Annotated in this window: 18 protein-coding genes; 4 read left to right on the plus strand and 14 right to left on the minus strand. The window is 29.2% G+C overall.

All coding sequences use genetic code 11. The features are described 5' to 3' along the window. Nucleotides 1-57: 57 nt before the first annotated feature. Complete coding sequence (gene fbaA, locus LXD69_RS08015; RefSeq protein WP_045969081.1) at nucleotides 58-1,125, minus strand: class II fructose-bisphosphate aldolase; 1,068 nt, start codon at nucleotides 1,123-1,125, stop codon at nucleotides 58-60. A 46-nt stretch (nucleotides 1,126-1,171) separates the two neighbouring features. Further along, nucleotides 1,172-3,721, minus strand: a complete 2,550-nt coding sequence (gene tamL / locus LXD69_RS08020; protein ID WP_246918666.1) for a translocation and assembly module lipoprotein TamL — start codon at nucleotides 3,719-3,721, stop codon at nucleotides 1,172-1,174. 36 nt (nucleotides 3,722-3,757) lie between these two features. On the opposite strand from tamL, the gene LXD69_RS08025 reads away from it, so the two are divergent. After that, nucleotides 3,758-4,480, plus strand: coding sequence for a TrmH family RNA methyltransferase (locus LXD69_RS08025; RefSeq protein WP_246918668.1), 723 nt, complete (start codon nucleotides 3,758-3,760; stop codon nucleotides 4,478-4,480). Between the two features lies 1 nt (nucleotide 4,481). Here the strand turns inward: LXD69_RS08025 and porT are convergent, their stop codons facing one another. From porT to LXD69_RS08085, 12 genes are all read right to left on the minus strand, one after another. Beyond that, entirely contained in the window at nucleotides 4,482-5,177 is a 696-nt protein-coding gene (porT, locus tag LXD69_RS08030; RefSeq protein WP_045969319.1) for a type IX secretion/gliding motility protein PorT/SprT, read from the minus strand. 1 nt (nucleotide 5,178) lies between these two features. Continuing rightward, complete coding sequence (gene ubiE / locus LXD69_RS08035; protein WP_045969077.1) at nucleotides 5,179-5,910, minus strand: bifunctional demethylmenaquinone methyltransferase/2-methoxy-6-polyprenyl-1,4-benzoquinol methylase UbiE; 732 nt, start codon at nucleotides 5,908-5,910, stop codon at nucleotides 5,179-5,181. 40 nt (nucleotides 5,911-5,950) lie between these two features. Continuing rightward, nucleotides 5,951-6,436, minus strand: coding sequence for a dihydrofolate reductase (locus LXD69_RS08040; RefSeq protein WP_246918670.1), 486 nt, complete (start codon nucleotides 6,434-6,436; stop codon nucleotides 5,951-5,953). A 212-nt stretch (nucleotides 6,437-6,648) separates the two neighbouring features. Then, nucleotides 6,649-7,347, minus strand: coding sequence for a DUF547 domain-containing protein (locus tag LXD69_RS08045; RefSeq protein WP_045969073.1), 699 nt, complete (start codon nucleotides 7,345-7,347; stop codon nucleotides 6,649-6,651). 464 nt (nucleotides 7,348-7,811) lie between these two features. Then, nucleotides 7,812-10,253 carry a zinc-dependent metalloprotease gene (locus LXD69_RS08050; protein WP_246918672.1) on the minus strand — a complete coding sequence of 814 codons (2,442 nt, stop codon included), beginning with the start codon at nucleotides 10,251-10,253 and terminating at the stop codon, nucleotides 7,812-7,814. Between the two features lie 104 nt (nucleotides 10,254-10,357). Next, nucleotides 10,358-11,122: an energy transducer TonB gene (locus tag LXD69_RS08055; RefSeq protein WP_246918674.1), complete on the minus strand. Its 765-nt coding sequence runs from the start codon at nucleotides 11,120-11,122 to the stop codon at nucleotides 10,358-10,360. 9 nt (nucleotides 11,123-11,131) lie between these two features. Continuing rightward, nucleotides 11,132-11,956 carry a thymidylate synthase gene (locus tag LXD69_RS08060; RefSeq protein ID WP_045969069.1) on the minus strand — a complete coding sequence of 275 codons (825 nt, stop codon included), beginning with the start codon at nucleotides 11,954-11,956 and terminating at the stop codon, nucleotides 11,132-11,134. 35 nt (nucleotides 11,957-11,991) lie between these two features. After that, nucleotides 11,992-12,336: a hypothetical protein gene (locus tag LXD69_RS08065; protein ID WP_246918676.1), complete on the minus strand. Its 345-nt coding sequence runs from the start codon at nucleotides 12,334-12,336 to the stop codon at nucleotides 11,992-11,994. An 18-nt stretch (nucleotides 12,337-12,354) separates the two neighbouring features. After that, the gene (locus LXD69_RS08070) at nucleotides 12,355-14,019 is read right to left on the minus strand and encodes a NupC/NupG family nucleoside CNT transporter (RefSeq protein WP_246918678.1); all 1,665 of its coding nucleotides are present in this window, start codon (nucleotides 14,017-14,019) and stop codon (nucleotides 12,355-12,357) included. A 23-nt stretch (nucleotides 14,020-14,042) separates the two neighbouring features. Beyond that, nucleotides 14,043-14,672: a bifunctional nuclease family protein gene (locus LXD69_RS08075; RefSeq protein WP_045969063.1), complete on the minus strand. Its 630-nt coding sequence runs from the start codon at nucleotides 14,670-14,672 to the stop codon at nucleotides 14,043-14,045. A 241-nt stretch (nucleotides 14,673-14,913) separates the two neighbouring features. Then, the gene (locus LXD69_RS08080) at nucleotides 14,914-15,882 is read right to left on the minus strand and encodes an electron transfer flavoprotein subunit alpha/FixB family protein (RefSeq protein ID WP_246918680.1); all 969 of its coding nucleotides are present in this window, start codon (nucleotides 15,880-15,882) and stop codon (nucleotides 14,914-14,916) included. A 32-nt stretch (nucleotides 15,883-15,914) separates the two neighbouring features. Further along, nucleotides 15,915-16,661, minus strand: coding sequence for an electron transfer flavoprotein subunit beta/FixA family protein (locus LXD69_RS08085; protein ID WP_246918682.1), 747 nt, complete (start codon nucleotides 16,659-16,661; stop codon nucleotides 15,915-15,917). 200 nt (nucleotides 16,662-16,861) lie between these two features. Between LXD69_RS08085 and LXD69_RS08090 the strand changes: the two genes are divergently transcribed. Genes LXD69_RS08090 through LXD69_RS08100 form a run of 3 tightly spaced genes read left to right on the plus strand, consistent with a single transcriptional unit; the run spans nucleotide 16,862 to nucleotide 19,726 of the window. After that, nucleotides 16,862-17,848 (plus strand): PKD domain-containing protein, encoded by a 987-nt coding sequence (locus LXD69_RS08090; RefSeq protein WP_246918684.1) that lies wholly within the window; start codon nucleotides 16,862-16,864, stop codon nucleotides 17,846-17,848. A 37-nt stretch (nucleotides 17,849-17,885) separates the two neighbouring features. Further along, the gene (locus tag LXD69_RS08095; protein WP_045969055.1) at nucleotides 17,886-18,350 is read left to right on the plus strand and encodes a hypothetical protein; all 465 of its coding nucleotides are present in this window, start codon (nucleotides 17,886-17,888) and stop codon (nucleotides 18,348-18,350) included. Between the two features lie 8 nt (nucleotides 18,351-18,358). Beyond that, nucleotides 18,359-19,726 carry a DUF5458 family protein gene (locus tag LXD69_RS08100; RefSeq protein WP_246918686.1) on the plus strand — a complete coding sequence of 456 codons (1,368 nt, stop codon included), beginning with the start codon at nucleotides 18,359-18,361 and terminating at the stop codon, nucleotides 19,724-19,726. The last annotated feature ends 77 nt before the right edge of the window (nucleotides 19,727-19,803 follow it).

A 19,803-nucleotide genomic window follows, 5' to 3' on the forward strand; every position in this document is an offset into this window, starting at 1 on the left:
AGTAAAAAAACCAGAAATTAAATTTAGAATTAAATTTAATTTCTGGTTTTTAAATTATTATAAAGTATTTACGTTATTTAGGTCTTCGAATGCTTTTTCTAAGCGTTTATTGAAAGTCATTTCACCTTCTCTAATCCATTTTCTAGGATCATAATATTTTTTATTAGGTATTTCAGATCCTTCTGGATTTCCTATTTGGGTTTTTAAATAATCAACTTTTGATACTACATATTCCCTAACTCCTTCTGTAAATGCAAATTGTAAATCAGTGTCGATGTTCATTTTTATTACACCATAAGTAATAGCTTCTCTTATTTCTTCAATTGTAGAACCACTTCCTCCATGAAAAACAAAATCAACTGGGTTGGCTTCTGTTTTGTATTTATTTTGAACAAACTCTTGTGAGTTTTTTAATATTTTTGGAGTTAATTTTACATTTCCTGGCTTGTATACACCATGAACATTTCCGAATGCAGCAGCTATGGTGAAACGAGGACTAACTTTCATTAATTCTTCATAAGCATAAGCTACTTCTTCAGGTTGGGTATATAATTTTGAACTATCTACATCAGAATTATCTACACCATCTTCTTCTCCACCAGTAATTCCTAATTCTATTTCTAATGTCATACCCATTCTACTCATTCGCTCTAGGTATTTCTTAGAAATTTCTATGTTTTCTTCAATTGGTTCTTCAGATAAATCAATCATGTGAGAACTGAATAAAGGTTTTCCAGTTTCTGCAAAATGTTTTTCAGAGGCATCTAATAATCCATCAATCCACGGTAATAGATTTTTTGCACAATGATCAGTATGAAGTATTACAGTTGCTCCATAAGCTTCTGCTAATTCGTGTATGTGTTTTGCTCCAGCTACGCCTCCTAAAATAGCCGCTTTTTGATTTTCGTTCGAAAGTCCTTTTCCTGCATTGAATAATGCACCTCCGTTAGAAAACTGGATAATTACAGGTGCTTTTAATTTTGCAGCGGTTTCAAGAACACCGTTAATAGTACTTGATCCTGTAACGTTTACAGCAGGTAGTGCAAATCCTTTTTCTTTCGCAAAACGAAATATTTCTTGTACCTGATCTCCAGTTGCGACACCAGGTTTTATGTTGTGGCTCATAGTTGGTTATTTTTTAATAATGCTACAAAAATAATAATTTAAAAAATTAGAATGGATAATTAATTCCAAAATTTAAAACTGTTCTGCTAAAGTTGATGTCTCTAAACCATCTTTGACTCATTTCTTTTGCAGGATTGTATGTTTTATAGCCTAAGTCAATTCTAAAAACAAAAAAATCAAAATCATAACGAAACCCGATTCCTGTGCCTAAAGCTATGTCTTGAAGTGATTTTATCCCATTAAATGTGTATGATTTATCTTCTACGTTGTCAAAAATGTTCCAAATATTACCAGCATCAGCAAATAAAGCACCATTTACTTTTCCAAAGATATTAAAACGATATTCTACACTTGCTGCAATTTTTAGGTTAGCTTCATTGAAATCATTTATACCACCACTGCTTCCAGGACCAAGACTGTAAGCTTGCCAACCTCTATTGTCATTTGAACCTCCAGCAAAATAACTTCTTGAGAAAGGAATTGAGTTTGCATTTCCATAAGGAACAGCTAGTCCGCCAAAAGTTCTAAAAGCAATAATATTTTTTTTGCCTAAGCTCCAGTGTTTTATAAGATCAAATTCTCCTTTTACATATTGAGCATATTCAATTCCAAAAACAGTATTATTTCCATTATCATTTAAAGGTTCATTTTTCCTTTTTGCTAATAATGATATAGCATTTCCAGCGGTTTCTAATTTTGCTTTGAATGCATAAAATGTGTTGTCTAGAAATCCTTTTCGAGTATTTTTACTAAAAGTGAAAGCACTTGAGACAATAAGGTTGTTTTCAATTAAACGTTTTCTTCTTTCTCCAATACTTCTTATAGATTGATAATCTTGTTGGTCACTCGTTAATGCTGTTTGGTTGTTAACTACTTCATCGATAAATGTAATGGCTCCTGGGAAAGTAAGATCGCCATATTCATCTAAGTTATTAGGATTAGTATTATAGATTTGAGCTAGATTATTTAATCGATTGTAAGAAGAGTTGTAAACATTAAAATAATTGTCGATATTTAAATTTCGTACAAATTGTATATTGATCAAATCAAAACGAATAGTTGTGTTGTCTTTTGGTAGCCAATTATAATTGATTATACCAGTGAAATTTTCTTTGTCTAAACCGATATTTTTCTGATTTGTTAATCCAAAACTCATTTGAGTAGTAGGTAACATTTCCTTTTTTATCAGTCTTGTGGTGTTTATAGGAAAGAAAATTCTAGGAAAAGTAAGTTTAGCATCTACACCGTATTCAGAGATGTTGAAAAAAGTATCGTTAGGATTTGCTAAATCTTTTGAAGATCCAATGTTTCCACGTGTTGTAATTTCAAGTGTTTCTGCTCTTCTGAATAAATTTCTGAATGTAAGTGAAAGATTTCCTGTAATACCAAAATCTTGTATGTTTGAATGAGTAAAATCTATAGATGCATTTAAGTTTTTCTTTTTTAAAGGAGATAAATAAATGTTAGCAATTAGTTTGTTTGAACCACCAGATAAAGTATCTTCTATGTATTCAATATTAGGAAAGTTAAATACTTTTAAGTTACTTAATGATCGTGATGTTAATGATCGGTCAAGATCACTAAAAAGTTTTCCTTTTTCAATGAAAATAGCATCAGTAATCGCTTTTGGTTTATAGTTTAGTTTGCCGTTACTGTAAATGTTGTAATTGTTATAAGAAACACTATCGGTTATTTTATTAGTTTCTCTGGAATTGTTATTAGTGTATATATTAACCTGATTTATTTTGTAAATTTTAAAAGGTGTTTTAGCAAGCGTGTCTTCTCTTTTTATTTTTCTATCTTCAATATCATATACAACATCTACTTTTTTATCTCTTTCATTTGTAATAATGTCATATCTTACATGATTGATTTGAAAATGATAAACACCATTATTTCTGAAATAGTTAGTAAGTCTTGCTCTTTCTAGATCAAAGTTGTTTCCGTTAAATTTATCTCCAGATTTTAAAAAAGAACTAGACTGAATATTAGTAAATAAACTGTCGATTTCAGGAGTTTCTATTCGTCTTGAAATGCTATCTATATATGATGGTTCTCCAGTGATAATATTATAGGTTACTTTTGCCTTTTTTACACCAACAGAATCAATTTTTGCACTTATTTCAGTATTAAAAAAGCCTTGATTTTCATAGTATCCTTTGAGTTTGTTTTTTGTACTATTGATTTTTATTTTATTTATAATTACTGGAGCTTCACCTGTTTTTTTTAAAAATCTACTTAATCCAGAAACAAGAAATGATTGACTTAGTCGATCTACTTGTTTGTTTGAGATAAGTTTGGCTAAATTTTCTCTACGATTGGGTTTTCGGTTTAACCAGTCATAATATAAAGAGTCAGGATTGTCTTTCGCTAAATTGTAAAGGCCAAGTCTAAGTGGAAAACCAAGAAGCTTCCCATTTGGTTTTTGACTTAAAAGATTTTCTATTCTTTCATTTTTTACAATTGTATCATTGGCTAAAATGATGTTTTTAGTCAATAATTGTCCATCTTCAGGAACTTTTTTTACTATAGAACAAGAGTAAAAAATGGTTCCAGTTAAGAATATTAGTGTTATTTTTGGAAAAAGTTTTTTCAAGGTAATAAAAAATAGTTAGTCAAAAATACAATTTTTATGGTTAGTAAAAACCAAATTAAACTTATTACAAGTTTACAGCAAAAAAAATATAGAAAACAGCATCAATTATTCTTTGCAGAAGGTAAAAAAGTAATTCAAGAACTACTAGAAGCTAATTATGAATTGGAAGCTTTGTTTTCTACAGATGATATATTTTCATACGTTGATAAAAGCAAAAGTCATACCATTACAGATGCTGAATTAAAAAAAATTAGTGCATTAACAACTCCAAATAATTGTTTGGCACTTTTCAGAATTCCATTAGAGAAAAAAGGTACACTTTCAGGATTAATTGTTGCATTAGATGATATTCGAGATCCAGGTAATTTAGGTACAATTATTAGGCTTTGTGATTGGTTTGGAATTGAAACTTTAATTTGTTCTGAAGAAACAGTAGATATTTATAATCCTAAAGTTGTACAGGCTACTATGGGCTCTATAAGTAGAGTTAAAGTTGTTTATACTGATTTAGAGAGTGTTTTGAAAACAACGGAACTTCCTGTTTTTGGAACTTTTATGGATGGAGATGTTATTTATAATGAACAATTGCCTAATGAAGGTATTATTGTTATGGGTAATGAAGCTAATGGAATAAGTGATTCGATTGAAAAGTTAATAAGCAAAAGAATATCTATTCCAAGATTTGGAAAACTGAAACAAACAGAAAGCTTAAATGTTGCTACCGCTACTGGAATAATTTTAAGCGAATTTAAAAGATGATTTAATGGAAAGTGAAATTAATAAAAATACCTCTTGTTTTCATTTCTTGAATGTTTCCTGTCCACGGACTATCTGGTGTATTGTCTCTTATTAATTCATCATTCATACTAAATACACCTCTTATTGAAGGTGAAAACTTAAAATATTCAAGATAAAGGTCGATTCCAAAGCCTATTTCATAGTTATTAGTCCATTTTTTAACTCTAAAACGGTCATTGAAATTATCATCAGGAGCTTTTGAATTACTACTTAAATTTAAAGAGGCAGAAACACCTCCTAATAAATAGGGTCTGATGTTTCCAGTGCGTTTTGAAGAAAATTTTAAAAGTAAAGGGAAATGGATATAAGTAGATTTTACTTCTCTTAATCGGTCAACTGGGTCTTCAATATTTGGATATATTAAATTTCTTTGAGTGATGTTTAACCCTGGTTCAAAACGTAAATCAATATATTCCATTAAACGAAGGTTTCCTACAAGGCCAACATTGAATCCAATAGTCGTTTCAGATTCAATATCCTTAGTAGGACTTAAATAATCAAATTTGTAATCAAGACTATTGAAACCTAAGTAATATCCCCAATGGATTTTTTGTTTGTCAAAATTTTCAAGATTTATGATCGGATCTTTTCCAAACAAGCCTCCTTGGGCATAACCTAATGTTGTGGTTATTAAGAATAAAATTATATTTTTCTTCATACTATTTTTTAGTGGCATGATAAATTGTTGCAACACCTAATGTTTGAGGTAAGTGTGTTACTTCTATAAACCCAATTTTTCTTAAAATATTGTTTAAAGCTTCTCCAAAAGGAAAAATATTTGCAGAATCAGATAAATATCTATAAGCGGATTTGTCTTTAGAGAAGAGTTTACCTACAAGAGGTAATATGAATTTTGAGTGAAAGGCATATCCCTGTTTGTAAGGGAATTTTGTAGGAACAGAAGTTTCAAGTATTACAAAAATACCATTAGGTTTTAAGACTCTTAAAATTTCAGCTAATCCTTTTTCTAAATTTTCAAAATTTCGAATACCAAAAGCAACAGTGATAGCATCAAAATAATTATCTTCATAAGGAATAGTTTCGCTATCTCCTAAAATCATCTCTATTTTATGATTTAATTTTTTTGCGTCTATTTTCTTTTTTCCTACTTCAAGCATTCCTGCTGAAATATCTAAACCGATAATTTTTTCAGCAGTAGTTTCTGTCATTAAGATCGCTAAGTCACCTGTTCCTGTCGCTATGTCTAAAACAGTTTTTGGGTTTTTATTAGAAACTAGTTTTAAAACTTTTTTGCGCCATTTAATATCTATTCCAAATGAAATTACACGATTCAATCCATCATAATTTTCAGAAATAGAGTCAAACATTTGAGCTACTTGTTCTTTTTTTCCTAGTTCTGAGTCTTTGTATGGAGTTATATTTTTTGGCATTTTTTTTATTTTATGAAGTGCAAAAATACGAATAAAATTCTCATTTTTTAATATACGTTAAATATGTAAAATCAAATGCATGTTTTTCATCTTTTGGATGGGATTCTGTAGCAATAAGATTCCATTCGTTTTTGTCAATTTCTGGAAAGAAAGTATCAGCATCTACTTTGGTGTGAACTCTTGTTAGTTCTATTTTGTCAGCTATTTCCATTGATTGCTTGTAAATCTCTCCACCACCAATTATGAAATTCTCTTGATTTTTTGGGCAGAGATTGATTGCTTTTTTTAGATTATCAACAATTATACATCCTTCTGGAGCGCTATAGTTTTTTTGTCTAGTTATAATAATATGTGTTCTGTTTGGTAATGGTTTAGGGAAACTTTCAAAAGTTTTTCTACCCATAATAATATAATGATTTGTTGTTAAGGCTTTAAATCGTTTGAAATCGTTTGGTAAGTGCCAAACTAATTCATTGTTTTTACCTAAAGCATTATTTTCAGAAGCAGCTGCTATAATAGTGAACATTTTTCTTTGTAATAAATTATGGCTAAAATAGGTTTTTTATTGATATAAGGAAATCTTTATCGTTAAAAAGTGATTCTTTTAAGGGTTTAGTGTTTGATGAATTTTTAAAGATGAGATTTACTGTTTTTATATGATTGAATAAATAATAATGCCTATTTGATTTTCAAAATCAAATAGGCATTATTTATAATTTAGTATAATCTTTTGCTTGATTAACGGTGAAGATTCCAGTTGTATTCTAAAAACGTTAATTTTGTAGAAGAGCTAATATGTGTTGTTGAGTACTTATTTATAAAATCAACAATTGTTACATTTCCAATAAAATCAGTAAAGTACCATTCAAATACTTTAGATAATTGAGAAGTCGCAGTTCCTAAAATATTTTTAGATTGATCGTTTATAAAAAGACTAGTAGCAACGTCTAAATCATATTCAATACTATTCGAAGAATAAGCGCTATTTTTTAAAACTGGAGAAGATATCGCAGTTGAGTATAAAGAAAAATGAATTCTAGGGTCGTTTAAAGGTCTTAATATTTCATGTTCTATATGATCTAGAGAAATTTTTTCGCCATCAAAGTCAATGAAATCCATTTTAAAAGGATCTCTAATGTAATTTATACTTTTAATAGGATAATTTTCGGCTAACAATTTTATAACATTTGCATTGTAAACGTTAATCCAATATGTTTTTACTTCTGCTTCTGACCAACTTTTATTTGGAGAAATTTTAGAAAAATTATAGGTAATATTATTTATGTCTTTAATGTTTTTTAATACTTTGTCGTAGTCTACAACACCTTTAGTAGATACATGTTTTTTTAGGAATTCATCATACTCTGAAAAAGTAATAATTTGACTAAATGCTGTTGAGTTGATAATCAGTAATAACAATAAAATAATTTTCTTCATGGGATTTCTTTAAATATTTTTTTTAATTTAGAAAAACGATTGCAAAAATAGTAAAACTATTTTAGTTTCTACATATCTTTCAATTAAAAATGATTTTCTTTTTTTTAATAAAAGCTTGAAAACCATTTGAGTAAAGTTTTTTTGACAATCAATAAACGGATTAATCAAAAAACGAGCCAGATTTTTTTCAAAGAATAAAAGTATTTTTAAATACTGGAATTTTAAATTTATGTGTATATAGAGAAGTGGTTATTTTTTTTACGTATGTATTTTTATCTTTTGCTTTAAATTAATAATTGATAATTTTTTAACTTTAAAATTATATGTTTTTAAAATAATGATTTTGTTTTTTATTTGATAATTTAGAAGAGAAATATTTTTTAAACAAAACACACAATAGTACTTACTATAAAATACTATTGTGTGAATTAAAAAAGTAGATGTTTAAGAAAGATGCTTTTAATTTATTTGTTTTCAAAGCATTTTTCAATTCTGCTTATACATTCTAGATAGTGATACTTGGTTTCGGTATCTCTTGTTAGGTTTTTTTCAATAGTTAAGTCTGATTTTAGCTGTAATAACTCTCCATATATTAATGATTTTATATCAGATGAAGAAACATTGTAGCTGTGTTTAGCATCATCATTGTATAATGAAATCATTCTTTCTAAATGTAATTTTTGGATGTTTCTTTCTGTGATTGATACTGTTTTTGCGTTGTTTTTCCAAATTCCTTTTCTTATATCAGATAATAAATCTAAGGCTTTATAATTTTCTTTATTAATAAATTCGGCATCCAATAATCTTCCAAGTCTTTCAATGCTAATTAGATTGAATAAATGTCTTGATTGGTAAGAAAGTAATTTTTGATGATATCCGTCAGGAGTAATCTTATTTAAGATAGTAGAGTCAACTAACCAACCTTGGTCTGAAAAAGCATTTTTTAACAACCAATTGACAGCTTCTTTTTGTTTTGCTTTAGGTGTTATTGTGTATACATTTCCATTCTGATTTGGTTTTTTTTCTGTTTCGTTAACTCCTCCAACATAGGTAACAACATGGCCTATATATCTACTCCAAGCAGATAATAATTCTCCGTAAAGTTCCTCTAAGTCTTCATAATTATTTGATATGTCACTAGTCCATTCAGGTAATTTTTTTGCAACAATTTTTAAGTTTTTAATAGCGTAATTACTTGCTAACATAGCATTGTTTCCAATATCCTCTGTTTGGGAATAAGGATCAAAATTACTAGATTGTTTTCCAAACTCATATATTGGATTTCCTGCTTTTTCAAGAATCCATTTGTCTAATGTTTTGATTTCATCTTCTGGTGTTTTTGCATTTGGAATAATTCGATATCCCCAATTTACAGCATAGGTATCATAAGGTCCCATTTGTCTTATATAGCGAACATCTTTGTCACCAGGCTGTGCGATATAATTGAATCTTGCATAATCCATTATACTAGCAGAAATTCCATTGAATTTTGTAAAAGCAGGTTTTCTGTAATCTTCAACATTATATGCGCAACTTGCACTCATATTATGAGGAAACCCTAAAGCATGACCAACTTCATGAGCAATTACCATTTGCATCATTTCGCCCATTTCTTCTTCACTTGTGTGTAATGTTCGTGCAGTTGGGTTTGCGGCACCAGTTTCAATTAAATATCGATTTCTGTATGAACGTAAATGATTGTGATACCAAATAATATCACTTTCTATTATTTCACCAGTTCTTGGGTCTGAAATACTAGGTCCAACAGCATTTCTTGTTGTACTAGCTACATATCGTATTACAGAGTATCTAATATCTTCGGGACTAAAATCAGGATCTTCTTCTTTTGTAGGAGGATCTTTTGCAATAATTGCATTTTTGAAACCAGCAGCTTCAAAAGATTTTTGCCATTCTTCAACTCCTTTTTTTATGTAAGGTCTCAGCTTTTCAGGAGTTGCAGGATCTAAATAATAAATTATGGGTTTAATAGGTTCAACTAATTCTCCTCTTGCATAGGCTTCAGCGTCTTTTGGCTCCAATCTCCATCTTCTAATGTATGTTTTTTTGTCTGATTTTAATTCTTCACTACTATAATCGTATTTGTTTAAAGTGAACCAGCCAACTCGTGAATCAAATAATCGAGGGCGCATAGGTTCTTCTGGTAATAGAATCATAGATTGACTCATTTGAACACTAATGGTTTCTGTATTTGCTAATGTTGAAGGTTTTGAAGCGTTATAAGTAAAGTCTTGTAGAATCTCTATGTTTAAAGGAAATGCTTTAATGTAATTGATAAAACTTCTACTCTCATCTAAATTTTTTACTTTATATGCTTCTCTTATTCCTGAAGATAATCCACTAATGGCTTTTACATCGCTTGAGAAAAATTTAGTTACATCAATTACTATTGCCGTTGAGTCTTTAGAAAAAGACGCAATGTCAAAAGCATATAAAGTGGCGTCGTTATTGTTTGCTTTTACTGAGATATTTATTGGAAGACTATCGTTTGCAATGCTATTTGTTGATTTTACTTTGATTAAAAGTTTATCTTCAAATTTATCCCAAACAATCATTTGAGTGTTCATCTCTGTTCCAGCATTTACATATCCACCACCTAGACCACTAGGAACTTTAGCAAACTTACTGACTAAAAGCATGTCTTTATTTAGTAGGTTATTTGGGATTTCAAAATAATATTTGTCGGTTACTTTGTGAACTTTGAATAGGCCAGAAGTGGTTTTAGCTTCTTTTGTGATAATGTTGTTATAGTCTTTTATTTTTCCTTCTTTTTTCTTTTCAACAGGAACAATCGTTTCTGTTTTTTTGGCTTTTTTCTTTTTCCAAAATTGAGAATAACTGTTATTAAAGGATAATACTATTAAAATTAGAAGTGTAATTTTTTTCATTATAAATAAATAGGTTGTTGATTAGACAGATTTTAGCTAAAAATAGTGTAATTACAAATAATGAGAAAAAGGTTTTACTTTTTTTAAGAAAATAATAACAAGATTTATTGAAGTTTGAAAGTTAAAGGAAGGCTAAATGATACTTGAACAGGTTCATTGTTTATATAGCCAGGGTTAAATTGTGGTAGTTTTTTAATTATAGAGATGCTCTCTAATTGTAAAGAAGGATGAGAATCATAGCAAATGATTGTTTTAATGTTTCCTTCTTTTTCAATGATAAAATAAATAGTTACTTGTCCAGATATATTGTTTTTTAAAGCATAAGATGGATATCTGAAGTTTTTTTTAATATGAGTTAAGATATTTGTGTTGAAGTTTTTTATTGGATCAGTTTCTTGAATAGTGGAATTTTTGAAACTGGGTATTTTTTCAAGACTATTAAAATTGTTAATATTATTTTCTTTTTTGCTAAATAAATCTTCTCTCCATTTAGGAATATCTATATTGTTTTCTAATGTTAAATATAATGTGAATGTTTGATTTTGCATTCCTTCAATAAAAAATGGAGGAATTTTTTTGTAAAGAGCAATAATAGACTTTTTTATATCTTTATTCTGAGTGCTTTCTTTGGTGTGTACTAAGTTCAGTTTTCCTAATGAATCTATTTTTGTGATTATTAAAATTTCACTAGATTTCTCCTTTTTTTGTTTAGCATAGTCGTAAATAATTAAATTTACTATTCGATTTATGTGTGATTGAAAACTTCCTTTTTGAATACTATCAAAATTTGAAAATATTTTTGAATAATCGTCTTCTTGTGAAAATCCAAATGTTGAAACTAATAAAAATAAAAATACAATTTTCTTCATGTTATTAATTTAAATGGCAACAGCTCCTTTGATATGCGGATGCGGATCGTAGCCTTCTAAAGTAAAATCTTCAAAGTTGAAATCGAAAATGTTTTTAATTTCTGGATTTAATTTCATTGTTGGTAAAGGACGACAATCACGAGATAATTGTAATTCTAATTGCTCGATGTGATTGTTGTAAATATGAGCATCTCCAAATGTATGAATGAAATCACCAACTTGTAAGTCGCAAACTTGTGCAACCATCATAGTGAATAAAGCATAAGAAGCAATATTGAAAGGAACTCCTAAGAATATATCAGCACTTCTTTGATATAATTGACAGCTTAATTTTCCATCAGCAACATAAAATTGGAAAAAGGCATGACAAGGTGGTAAGGCTGCTTTTCCATTAGCAACATTTTCTGAGAAAGAGACGGAAGTATTTGGTAAAACACTAGGATTCCATGCAGAAACTAACATTCTTCTGCTGTTTGGATTGTTTTTTAAGGTTTCGATTAATTCGGTAATTTGATCAATTTCTTCACTGTTCCAATTTCTCCATTGATGACCATAAACAGGTCCTAAATCTCCATTTTCATCAGCCCATTCGTCCCAAATTTTAACTCCATTTTCTTTAAGGTAAGAAATGTTAGTGTCTCCTTTTAAAAACCACAATAATTCGTAAATAATTGATTTTAAGTGTAGTTTTTTAGTGGTAACCATTGGAAAACCTTTACTTAAATCGAAACGCATTTGATAACCAAAAACACTAATAGTTCCAGTTCCTGTGCGATCACCTTTTTGATTGCCATTTGTTAATACATGCTTTACTAGGTCGTGATATTGTTGCATTTGAAATTTATAATTTTTTAGAAAGATTACTTTTTCTACTTTGTTTTTATCCTGTATGAATTAAAGTATTTTGCTTGTCCTTGTTGAAATAGATAAAATAACATTGGTAAGCCAAATGAAAGTGTTGCAAGTAAACCAAAAAATAGAATCAATACAATTGATATTAAAATACTTATTAATGAAACAAAAGCAAAGACAGTCATTGAAGGTGTTGCTCTTATTTTATTGATATGTATTTTGTCTTTTTTGTGGCATTCCAAACAAGAATAAGGAATTTCATCTCCTTTTTTCATTTGTAAAGCTCCTCTATCATCTTCCGCTATTTTAATTTTGTTTTCTTTATTGCAGAAATTGCATTTGAAATAATGAATTATAAGCATAATGAAACATTTTATATTTTATCCAATAATCATTCCTGCAATAGTTGCTGATAATAGTGACGCTATACTTCCACCAATTACAGCTTTTAAGCCAAATTCGGATAAAGTTTTTCTTTGGTTAGGAGCTAGCGAACCAATTCCTCCAATTTGAATTCCAATTGAAGCAAAGTTAGCAAAACCGCATAACATATATGTTGCCATGATTACCGATTTTTGATAGGTGAAATGGATGTCATTTGTCACATTTTTTAGTTCTGCTAGTTGAATATATCCTACAAATTCTGAAGCTGCTAATTTAATACCTAATAATTGTCCCATTAACATCATATCTTCTTTTGCGACACCAATTAGCCACATTAAAGGTGAAAAAATTAACCCTAAGATAGTTTCAAGTGAAAATTTAGAATATGGAGTGTTATCAGCAATAACGTTGTTTAGACCAGACCAATCTCCAATCCAGCCAAGCGTATGGTTAATCATAGCAATAAAAGCAATGAAGACTAAAAGCATTGCGGCTACATTTGCAGCTAGTTTTAATCCTTCAGTTGTCCCTGTTGAAATAGCATCTAATATGTTTGATCCAATTTTTTCTTTAGAAACTTCTACATTTGTATTTATACTTTCTGTTTGCGGGTATAATATTTTTGAAATTACTATTGCTCCTGGGGCAGCCATTACAGAAGCGGCAAGTAGGTGTTTTGCAAATTCTAAACGAAGCACAGGATCATTTCCTCCTAAAAATCCAATATATGCAGCTAAAACACCACCAGCAACTGTTGCCATTCCGCCAACCATTACTAATAATATTTCACTTTTATTCATTTTTTCTAAGTAAGCTTTAATCATTAAAGGAGCTTCTGTTTGTCCTAAAAAGATGTTTCCTGCTACCGATAAACTTTCTGCACCTGAAATGTGAAGTAATTTTGTTAGTATTTTAGCTAGTCCTTTTACAACAATTTGAATTATTCCTAGATAAAATAATAAAGATGTTAATGCAGAGAAGAAAATAATTGTTGGTAACACTTGAAATAAGAAGATGAAACCGAAACTTTCAACGTTCATCATTCCTCCCAATAAAAACTCACTACCAGCTCTGGTAAAATCTAGTACTAGTACAAACAAATTTCCGACAAATTCAAAGGCAGATTTAACAAAAGAAACTTTTAATACACCAATTGCTAATATTAATTGTGCAGCTAAGCCTAGACCAACAGTTCTCCAGTTTATAGCCTTTCTGTTTGCGCTAAACAATGCTGCAATACCTAATAATGCTAGCATTCCTAAGACTCCTCTTCCAATACCTGTAGCAGTTAATCCGCTACTTTCAATTAAAGTAGTGCTATTGTTTACAATAGGTGTTTTTACTTTGTTTGATGAAAAGAACGAATAGGCTTTTTCTCCTTTTTTAAGAATAAGAGTAGAGTCGGTTTTTGTATCAATAAGAAATCTCTTCGTTGGTGAATCGGATCCGTTTTCGAAAAGAAATAAAAATTTATCTTGTACTAAATAATCTCCTTTTTGATTAATACTATCAGTAGATAAGTTGAAGTTGTATGTTCCGTTTTTTAATTCAAGGAAATCATTTTTAGAGGTATTTAATTGCCATTTTTTTTCAATTTCTTGAGCATTAACTGTTGAAAATGAAAAAGCAAGTGCAATTAATAAAAATATTCTTTTTAACATTTTTTGCGTGATTAGTTTAAGTTTTAGGATTCTTTCTTAGAGATTTCATCTCTTATTTTAGCTGCTTTTTCATAGTCTTCGTTTTGTACAGCTTCTTCTAATTTGTTGTATAATTCTTGTAAAGAGTAATCAGAATAACTTTCAGTTATAGGCAATGATTGTTCTACGTTTCCAAAAGTTTCTGGAGTTGAAAGAACATCGTCATTAGAATCTTTATTGTCTTCTGTTTCTGCAGGATTGATTTTAAGATATATTCCAGCCTTGTCTAAAATATTTTTATAAGTAAAAATAGGAGCGCTAAATCTTAGAGCTAAAGCTATTGCATCAGATGTTCTAGCGTCAATTATTTCTTCAATTTTGTCTCTCTCGCATATTATACTAGAGAAAAATACGCCATCAACAAGTTTGTGAATGATTACTTGTTTTACTATAATATCAAATCGATCTGCAAAATTTTTGAATAAATCATGAGTTAGCGGACGTGGTGGTTTAATTTCTTTTTCAAGAGCAATAGCTATTGATTGTGCTTCAAATGCACCAATTACTATAGGAAGTTTTCTTTCTCCATCAACCTCGTTTAATATTAGAGCATAAGCTCCATTTTGTGTTTGGCTATATGAAATGCCCTTTATTGTTAATTTTACTAAACTCATTATCTAATTTATATTAAATATCGAGTAAAAAACTCAATACTTAAAGATTATTGTTATATATGGGTCTTTTCTATCTAACCTGATGAAATTAAAATCTAAATAGGAACATCAGATTATACTGAACAACAGGGAAATGGATAGTAGAAAAGTACAATCCATATCGCCCCAAAAATAAAAAAAAGAGCCATCTTAACAAAGATAACTCTAATTTAAATATAATATATTTTTAAACCACTAAAAATTAAGCATTATTTGCTTTGAATTCTTTTAGTTTTTCGATTAGTTTTGGTACAACTTCAAATGCATCACCAACTACTCCGTAATCTGCTACTTTAAAGAAAGGAGCCTCTGCATCAGTGTTGATAACTACTTTTACTTTTGAAGAGTTTATTCCAGCGATATGTTGAATAGCTCCAGAAATACCAACTGCAATATATAAATTTGCGGCTACTGGTTTTCCAGTTTGTCCTACGTGTTCACTATGAGGTCTCCATCCAATATCTGAAACAGGTTTAGAACAAGCAGTTGCTGCTCCTAAAACTGAAGCTAATTCTTCAATCATTCCCCAGTTTTCAGGTCCTTTCATTCCGCGACCAGCAGAAACTACAATTTCAGCATCTGCAATTGTTACCTTGCCAGTAACTTTTTCAATATTTTCTACTTTAATATTAAAATCAGTATCATTTAATGTAGGAGTAAAATCTTCTTCAGAAAGAGATGTTTCAGATTCTACTAGTCCAAAAGAATTTTTTGCAATAGCAATTACTTTAACGTCTGTTGTGATTTCTGTTATATTGAATGCTTTGTTTGAGAAAGCTGTTCTTTTAACTTGAAAAGGTGCTGTACTTAAAGGTAATGCAACAACATTTGATGCGTAACCTGCATCTAATGCTACTGAAACTAGTGGGGCTAAATATAAACTATCTGTTGTAGAACTTAAGATGATTAATTTTGAAGCTTCTTTTTCAGCGGCTTGTTTTATAGTGTCTGAATATGCTTTTGCATTAAATTTTGATAAATTATCATTTGTAACTTTTAACACTTTTGAGACACCGTATTTAGCTAGCTCAGAAGTATTGTTATTATTTATAGTTACTGCTGTTACTGTTGTTCCTAATGAATCTGCTACTTTCTTTGCGTATGAAGCAGCTTCGTATGCTACTTTTTTGAATTTTCCTTCTGCTGATTCAGCATATATTAAAATTGACATTTCTTTAAATTTAAGAGTTAATGATTAAGCTATTAGATTACCTTAGCTTCGTTATGAAGTAAATTTACTAATTCGTCTAAATTATCAGCGCTAACTAGTTTTACTGCCGATTTTGGAGCAGGCTTTTCAAATTTTACAGCTTTAGTTGCGTTGTTGTCATTTGTTGGCTCATTTACTGTTAATGCTTTTGAACGAGCCATCATAATTCCTCTCATGTTAGGAATTCGTAAATCTTTTTCTTCGACTAATCCTTTTTGTCCACCTATAATTAATGGTAGAGAAGTTGAAAGAGTTTCTTTTCCGCCATCAATTTCTCTAATTACCTTAGCATTTGAACCATCAATCTCAAGTCCTGTGCAAGAATTTACAAAATTGTAATTAAGGATTCCTGCCAACATACCTGGAACCATTCCTCCGTTATAGTCTAAAGACTCTTTTCCTGCAATGATAAGATCATAACCTCCTTGCTTTACAACTTCTGCAAGTTGTTTTGCTACAAACATACCGTCTGTTGGGTTTGCGTTTATTCTTATCGCTTCGTCAGCACCTATTGCAAGAGCTTTTCTTAATGTGGCTTCAGCGTCTGTTCCTCCTACATTAACTACGGTTACACTTGCTCCTTGTTGTTCTTTTAATATAACAGCTTTTGTTAAACCGAATTCATCATTAGGATTTATAACGAATTGAACACCATTAGTATCAAATTCTGTATCGTTATTTGTGAAGTTAATTTTTGATGTAGTATCAGGTACATGACTGATGCAAACTAATATTTTCATTATTTATAAATTAAATAGGGTTTATAATTCAAGGTTACGAATTTACTAAAAAAAAAGAATAAATTACTATGCATGCATAATAAATTTAATTTTTTTGTAAATTATGATAAATTGTTAATTTTTATGATTATGAACTAATTATTTTTTTTATATATTTGGAGAGTTCTTAATTAAGAAATTTAGATAACTATAATTTACAAATGAATACTCAAAGCCAAATAAAAACACATTTTGATTTTAAGGTAATCGTCTTTTTTATATTAATTTTTATTTTTTCTTGCGCTCTTTTAGCTTTTCAGAAAGCTAATGAGGTGACTTGTGAAATAACAGATTTTAAAATTGATGCGAATGAATATACTGTAGGAGAATTGATAACTTTTTCTGATGATTCTAAAGGTTCGTTTTCTTGGAGATGGTATTTTGGAGACGGAACAGAGATATCCTATAAATCTAAAATAGGACATGTGTTTACAAAAGCAGGAGCTTATAAAGTGAAGTTGTTAGTTAATAATGTGTGTACTGTTGAGAAAACAATAAAAATTTCTCCAAAAGTTTTAGTTATAAAAGAAAAATTAGAAGTTGATTTTGAAGTGCCAAGTAGAGTGAAACAAGGAGATGTTGTTCAGTTTTCAGATAAAACAATGAATTCTAATAGTTGGGAATGGAGATTTGGAGAAACTGAAACGGTTGATAGCAGAGAAAAAAATCCTAAATATACATTTAATACTATAGGAGTAAAAACAGTATCTCTTGTTGTTAATGATGATAAGAAAAATATTGTATTTAAAGATGTTGTTGTAGTTTCTAGAGACATTAAAAAAACAGAAAAGAAAACAAAAAGGACTGAAGTTAAAAAAATAGATAATTTAGTTAAGCCTTTTACAGAAATAGAAGATGTAAAACCTATTCCTGTAGTTATAAAAACAGTAACAGAAAGTGAATTTACAGAGTTGATGTATTCGATTTCAGAAGATAAAATTTCATTAAGTAATTTTAAAAATAATTTTTGTTTTGATTCACCTCCTTTAATTAAAGTGAATAGTGACAAGAGGTATATGTCTTTAGATCAGTTGTATAAGATGATAAAAAGCAAAGGAATAAAAGTGAGAAAAGTAGTAATAAATAAAGAGAAAGATAAATGTATTGAAACAATACATGTGAGTTTCAAGTTTAGAACATTCTTTTAAAAATAAATAAATAAATCTATATCATAAAAATTATATTATGGCAAACACATTTTCAAATAGCTACGGAATCGGTGGGAACGAGGTAAAAGTAGAAGGACAAGAAAGTATTCTTGAAATTCCACAAAATAGAACATTAATAGCTCAGAAATTAACATTAAATACTCCTGTTAAACCAGAAGTAGTTACAGGGTTAAAAAATATGGATGAAGTTTTTGAACATTTTGACCCAAAAGTAAAAGTTGGGTTTGAGGACGAAAACGGACAAACTATAAGAGAAGAATTGAAATTTAGAAATGTGGGGGATTTTTCAATTAATGGAATTTCACAACAAAGTTCAATTTTGACTGATTTAAAAACAAAGAACGAACAGTATAAAAAAATGATCAAACAATTGAAAACAAATAAAGTTCTAAAATTAGCATTGCAAGATCCAGATGCGAAGAAAGCTATAATAGATACTTTAGAAAATTTAATTTCAGAAATTGATCAATCAGACAAATAAGAAAAGCTATGGCAAATAATGAAAACAATAGTGCTGCATCAAGCATAAATCAAGAGCATAAGGAATTAGAATTACGTTCATTAGAACAGAACCTTGAATCATTTATTCAGTTTGGAGGATTTGATTTATTAGAAGGTTCAATTGAAGGTGTTCAAAATTTAAATCCAGATAGAAAAGCAAGAAAAAATATATTTCTTACAGAGTCAAATAAAAAAGGAGAGCGAGAAACATTAAAAAAGATTTTAAGATTGTGGGCGGATTCTCTAAAAACTTCAGATAATCTAGTAGATTTAGTAAATGATTGTACTGAAAAAGCAGAAGAAGCTGAAAAAACATTAAAGAAAAACCTTAAAATAGCAATTGAAGAAACAAAAGAACTTGAGGAAAACTATAGAAGTATAGCTTTATTTTATAAGAATACAGAAGAAACCAAGTTGAAAAATATTTCAATTGTTAATGCTGAATTAGATCAATTAAGCGATTTAGATAACACAAGGTTTATTGATAATATACAAGAAGAATTAGTGAATGGATTTGATCGTTTAGATTTAAGACAAAATTATTCTTTATTAGTAATTCCAGGGTACTTAGGTTCAAATAAAGTAATTGAAAAGTGGGCTAAGATAGCTTATGATAATAAAGTAATGTTAATTACTGATTTTCAACACTTAGATGAACCGGATGATGTTATGGAAATGTTTGAATCGGCAAATCTATCAGGAGGTGACACGTATCGTTCAAATGTTATGATGGCATGTAACTGGTTAGTAGGTAGAGGAAAACATGATGAAATTGAAGAAGAGGATAACTTATATATTCCACCTTCAATGGCATTAGCAGGAAAGGTATATAATACATTAATGTCTCAAATTACTGCGGGTAAGAAATTTGGAGGTATAAATGAAGTTGATGGTGTTAAATTCGACTTAAAGAAAAGTGAAATTGCTAATTTGGAAAACTTAGGACTTATTCCTATGGTTAATGAATATGGCAAAGTCATGGCATTCTCAGGGAAAACATTATTTAATGGCGATAATTTAGGACTTCAGACTTATTCGGTTGTTCGTGTATTCGATTACATAACGAAGGTTTTAATGGACTTCTTAAATAGAAGAGCTTTTGAAAACTTTAACGCAAAAACAAGAAAAGAAATTTTAAATCAAATTGTGAAATTTCTAGATAATGTTGCTGGTCCAGATAAATTAATTGAAGATTTCGATATTAAAAGATTTGAACAAGATCCAAATCAAAAGGATAGAATTTTCTTAGATATTCGATTAAAACCATACTTTCCTGCTAAGAACTTTTTGATTAAAATGGATGGTCAAAAAGGAGATGAAGGTAATGATTGGGATACTGATTATGCGGAATCTTAAAAAAATCTTAAAAAAATCTTAAAAAATATATATTTACAAAAGTTTTTTTGATATATTTGAAAAAACAAAACAAATAA

It is taken from the genome of Flavobacterium sediminilitoris (assembly GCF_023008245.1).
Lineage (GTDB): Bacteria > Bacteroidota > Bacteroidia > Flavobacteriales > Flavobacteriaceae > Flavobacterium > Flavobacterium sediminilitoris.